The organism is Pseudomonas nicosulfuronedens, assembly GCF_005877905.1.
Classification (GTDB): domain Bacteria; phylum Pseudomonadota; class Gammaproteobacteria; order Pseudomonadales; family Pseudomonadaceae; genus Pseudomonas; species Pseudomonas nicosulfuronedens.
Genome location: NZ_SWDV01000089.1, coordinates 1 through 3,677, shown reverse-complemented (window position 1 = coordinate 3,677; position 3,677 = coordinate 1). Strand labels below are relative to the sequence as shown.

Below are 3,677 nucleotides of genomic sequence, written 5' to 3'. Positions count from 1 at the left end.
GCGTTCTCTTTGATCTTCTCGGAGAACTCCTTTTTCGCTTCGGCGACCTTGGCTTCCCAGGTGGTTAGCGCGTCATCCCAGTTGCCTTGCTTGGGTTGCGCCAAGGTCTCTTTCGGGCCCTCGCCGCCGTTGGTGCCGCCATCCCCGCCGCCCGTGCCACCACCCGTTGAGCCACCGCCGTCGCCGTTGCCCGTGCCCGGATCGGTGCCGCCGTCGCCGCCATTGTTTCCGCCATCACCGCCACCGGTATTACCGCCGGGGTTGTCGGGGTTTTCGTTGCCGCCGCCCGTGGTGGGGAAGCAGGCGGTGCCGGACCACGAATAGCCATCCGGGCATTTGTCGTCGGGGTCGATATCGGGAGGGGTGGTTTGCGCGCCAGTGCAGCCGACCGTGCCGTTGGCGGTTTTCTCGCACTTGAATTGCTTGGCGAGTTGGTCGAGGTAGTCCTGCAGCTGCTGGTCAGGGTTGTCGGGGTTATCCGACATGTCGTCGTTGCCGACCGGGTTCATATCGACGGTGCAGACGTTGTCGTTGCAGTTCTCTGGCGAGCCGGGTTCGTAGATGCAGCCGTCTTTGATTTCCGGATCGAGGTCAAGCACCGCGCCGCCATCGGTGAAGACGAACTGCACGGCTTTGGTGTACTTGTCGCGGGTCTTGCACTCGGCGTCGCTCGGGCGCTGGATCTCGCAGGCAGCGGTTGCCGGGTTGTACTCACTGCCCTGAGCGCAGCCATCACCTACGCGGGTCAAACCCTGCGAGGCAGCAACCGTTGTGCTGGGCCAGGCCACCGAGAAGTTACAGGAGGCTTTGTCTGCACCCACCATGACATAGCCGGAATAACTGACTGTCGCGCCCTGATTGATTCGCTGCAGGTACGCCAAGGTGTCGGAGCAGGCGGACGCCGGAGAGTCGAAGTTCGGGCCACTCCGATCGCTGAAAATCCAGTGGTACGGCGTCAGTGCGTAAGCGCCGCTACTGAGCAGAAAGACCAGGGCGGCGATGGCGAGTCGAAGATGCAGCCGCATGGTTCCTCCAGATAAAAAGAACCCCGCCGAAGCGGGGTCCAGGTTCGGCCACATGGGTGGGGTCAGAAGAATTCGCCGCATCGGTAGCCCGTGATGAAGGCCCCGGCGAAGAAGGCCCCCAACCACACCGACCAGAGCACTTACGCCTTGCGCAACATGCTGTAGATCAGGCCTGCGACGGCCAGGATGACCAGGGCACCGACGATGTAGCCGCCGATGTTGGACATGTCCCCCTTGCCGTCAGTGATGGCCTGCTCGACCGCGCTAGTGTCGATGACACTGGCAGCGAAGGCCGGAACCGAAGTCACGGCGGTGACGGTGCCGGCGATGCACAGGTTGCGGAGCGCGGTTACCGGGTTGAGTTTTTGCAGTGCGTTCATGGGTGTTTCCTCTCTACTTGGCTTTACGAAGAAGTGACGCGACCCAGCCAGTCAAAAGCCCCGTCACGAAGGCTCCGAGAACGCCCGCAGCACCGATGCTGAAGGCCTCCAGGGAGAACCCGCCGTTGACCAGGATTTCAATTGCTCCAGCGGCCTCGGGCGGAATCAGATAGGCCTGTTGCCATTCGATCTGCTGGCAGTGCATCAGGCCGTCCGCCGTGGACGCCCAACTGGTGCAGACCTGAACGGCAACCACGCCTGACATGTCAGCGGGCCTCCTTGCGCGGACGGTCGCACCAGCTCCAGAAGGAGCGCAGGACGAACCACCACAGGGCGAAGAAGGCGAACGCCGCCGCGACCACAGCGATCACGGAATCCAGCGGGTAGGGTTGTAGGAACTCGCGCACCGCCCGTACGACCGGCGACACCGCGCAGACGATGGCGACGTAGAGAACCCAGCCGAAGGCGAAACGGAGCGGCGCTTTCATCTACCTACCCTCGCCGTCAGGACTTGCTGCTGTCGGAGGGTTTATCAGCGGCGGGCTTGTCGCTGGCCGGCGGCTGGGTTGGGCGCTGGGCTTGTGCCTGGGGTTGCTGCTGGCGGCTCGGTGCCGGGGTGTGCACGTCTTTGCCGGTGGCGAGCAGTTCGGTCAGCACCTGGGTGTTTTTGGTGTTGCCGAAGCGGTCCTTGGTCGGACGGACCACGGTGGCGAACTTGCACAGCACCGGGGAGCCTTCGAAGACGATGGCGTCGAGCAGGGTCGGCTCGATGTCGTACTGGGTGATTTCGAAGCCCTTGGCGTTGCCGCGAGCGCCTTCGGGAATCGGCGAGATGGCCTGCACACTGGCGAAGACTTCGCCGGAGGTTTTCGAAGTGAAGGTGTCGGTCTGGATGACCCAGAGTTCGACTACGCCGCCAGTGGTTGCAAACATATTCATGTGAAGCTCCTTTGCCTTTTTCGGGCATGAGTTGGCCCGCTGCTGCAAATTGGGCGCGTTGGTGGCCGTCTTTCAGCGGGTGTGGTGGTGCCTGGGTTTTGCGGTGGTGCGGGCGGTGAGTGGGGGCAACACAAAGGGCTCTGCCCTTGTCATCCCGCTCTCGCCGCCGAGGGCTCAGGAGCGCGGGGCGGTGGTGCTGCCCCTCACTCCCGAGCGGAGGCTATTCAGGGCGGGGGACGGTCAAGGGTGCGCTTCGCCCGGCGCTCCGTTTGTCCGAACGAAAAAGCGCGTTCGGACAAGCCGGTGCGGCGGCCCTGGACCTGATTGGCCTTTGCGCAGGCAATGGCTAGGGCGAGCAGCAACACCGTGGTGGTGCGCAGGCTACCGTCAGGATCGGCAAAGACGAGCTCGGCTTTGAGGTCTTTCTTCGATGGTTCGAAAACCGCCGCCACCAGCATCAGCAGCAGGCCCAAGGGGCCGAAGAAGAAGAGCAGCCAATTGAAAACTTCATCAAACATGGCTCAGCCCTCCAGCTCGAACGGCTCGCGCACAGGGACGAAGGGCGTCGGCCTGCCACTGTCGTAGATAACGTGCCAGTACTTCGGGGGACGGAGCGCGGGCATGTGTTTCGCGCAGGTAAAACCCGGTTCCACCCGGTACGTCGAGTGGATCGAGCGCCACACTCCCGCGACCTTGGCCATCGTGGTAACGACCGTGAAGACTCGCGTAGGGCGGCACTCGGTGCAGGGTGTGGACTGGGAGACTACGGGCTTCGCCAGTTCGCGACGGGACCAACAGACAGAGCAGTCGCAGTCCGATGCATGCGGCTTGCCCTGGTAGGCGCGGAGTAGGTTCATGGCTCATGCCCTCACCCCACGCACTCGGTAGCCCTGCAGGGCACGTTCACGAGTCAGGCTCCAGGAGCGCGGAGCTTCGGCATTGGAGGGAAAGCCGGAGACGGCTTCATCAATCCATTGCTGGCATTCCACGCGGGAAGTGCCTTGATGAACACGGTGCCAACGGCGCTGGCGGGTCGGACCGTGGAAGGTGCACATCTCAACCAGATAGCGGTTACTCATCGTCGTAGTCTCCTTGGCAGAAGATCGACTTACCCCGGTCGAGGTCGCGGCGGATTTTGTGGAGATTAATGACGCGGCGGCGGCCAATCTTGGCGGTCGGCACGGTCTTGGTTTCGACCCAGCCACGCACCACGTCTTCCGTGATGTCCTCTAGGCCCAGCATCTGAGCGAATACCGCCTGGGAGCAGAACGGAGCGGTGCGGAAGTCCGTGACCTTTTCCATCGCCCCCGTGACGGTGAACCCCACTATTCCA

General features: G+C 63.0%; 9 protein-coding genes. All 9 read right to left on the bottom strand.

The window, feature by feature from the left end; genetic code table 11:
* A partial coding sequence (locus tag FAS41_RS30400) for a hypothetical protein (protein WP_138526977.1) occupies nucleotides 1–1,025 on the bottom strand: 1,025 nt, incomplete at its 3' end.
* A 140-nt stretch (nucleotides 1,026–1,165) separates the two neighbouring features.
* Complete coding sequence (locus FAS41_RS30395) at nucleotides 1,166–1,405, bottom strand: major capsid protein (RefSeq protein ID WP_138526976.1); 240 nt, start codon at nucleotides 1,403–1,405, stop codon at nucleotides 1,166–1,168.
* 13 nt (nucleotides 1,406–1,418) lie between these two features.
* Nucleotides 1,419–1,670 (bottom strand): hypothetical protein, encoded by a 252-nt coding sequence (locus FAS41_RS30390; protein ID WP_138526975.1) that lies wholly within the window; start codon nucleotides 1,668–1,670, stop codon nucleotides 1,419–1,421.
* A 1-nt stretch (nucleotide 1,671) separates the two neighbouring features.
* Nucleotides 1,672–1,893, bottom strand: coding sequence for a hypothetical protein (locus FAS41_RS30385; protein ID WP_138526974.1), 222 nt, complete (start codon nucleotides 1,891–1,893; stop codon nucleotides 1,672–1,674).
* 16 nt (nucleotides 1,894–1,909) lie between these two features.
* Nucleotides 1,910–2,344, bottom strand: a complete 435-nt coding sequence (locus tag FAS41_RS30380; protein WP_138526973.1) for a DNA-binding protein — start codon at nucleotides 2,342–2,344, stop codon at nucleotides 1,910–1,912.
* A 224-nt stretch (nucleotides 2,345–2,568) separates the two neighbouring features.
* Nucleotides 2,569–2,862, bottom strand: a complete 294-nt coding sequence (locus FAS41_RS30375) for a hypothetical protein (RefSeq protein ID WP_138526972.1) — start codon at nucleotides 2,860–2,862, stop codon at nucleotides 2,569–2,571.
* Between the two features lie 3 nt (nucleotides 2,863–2,865).
* A complete protein-coding gene (pflM, locus tag FAS41_RS30370) occupies nucleotides 2,866–3,201 on the bottom strand; it encodes a lysogeny maintenance protein PflM (RefSeq protein WP_138526971.1) in 336 nt (111 codons plus the stop codon).
* Nucleotides 3,202–3,204: 3 nt separating this feature from the next.
* Nucleotides 3,205–3,423: a hypothetical protein gene (locus FAS41_RS30365; protein ID WP_138526970.1), complete on the bottom strand. Its 219-nt coding sequence runs from the start codon at nucleotides 3,421–3,423 to the stop codon at nucleotides 3,205–3,207.
* A partial coding sequence (locus FAS41_RS30360; RefSeq protein WP_342782987.1) for a DNA-binding protein occupies nucleotides 3,416–3,677 on the bottom strand: 262 nt, incomplete at its 5' end. The genes FAS41_RS30360 and FAS41_RS30365, both read right to left, overlap by 8 nt.

Bases quoted from the DNA above. Each gene is read 5' to 3' on its own strand.
- FAS41_RS30395 (WP_138526976.1), bottom strand. From the start codon at position 1,405: ATGAACGCACTGCAAAAACTCAACCCGGTAACCGCGCTCCGCAACCTG.
- FAS41_RS30390 (WP_138526975.1), bottom strand. From the start codon at position 1,670: ATGTCAGGCGTGGTTGCCGTTCAGGTCTGCACCAGTTGGGCGTCCACG.
- FAS41_RS30385 (WP_138526974.1), bottom strand. From the start codon at position 1,893: ATGAAAGCGCCGCTCCGTTTCGCCTTCGGCTGGGTTCTCTACGTCGCC.
- FAS41_RS30380 (WP_138526973.1), bottom strand. From the start codon at position 2,344: ATGAATATGTTTGCAACCACTGGCGGCGTAGTCGAACTCTGGGTCATC.
- FAS41_RS30375 (WP_138526972.1), bottom strand. From the start codon at position 2,862: ATGTTTGATGAAGTTTTCAATTGGCTGCTCTTCTTCTTCGGCCCCTTG.
- pflM (WP_138526971.1), bottom strand. From the start codon at position 3,201: ATGAACCTACTCCGCGCCTACCAGGGCAAGCCGCATGCATCGGACTGC.
- FAS41_RS30365 (WP_138526970.1), bottom strand. From the start codon at position 3,423: ATGAGTAACCGCTATCTGGTTGAGATGTGCACCTTCCACGGTCCGACC.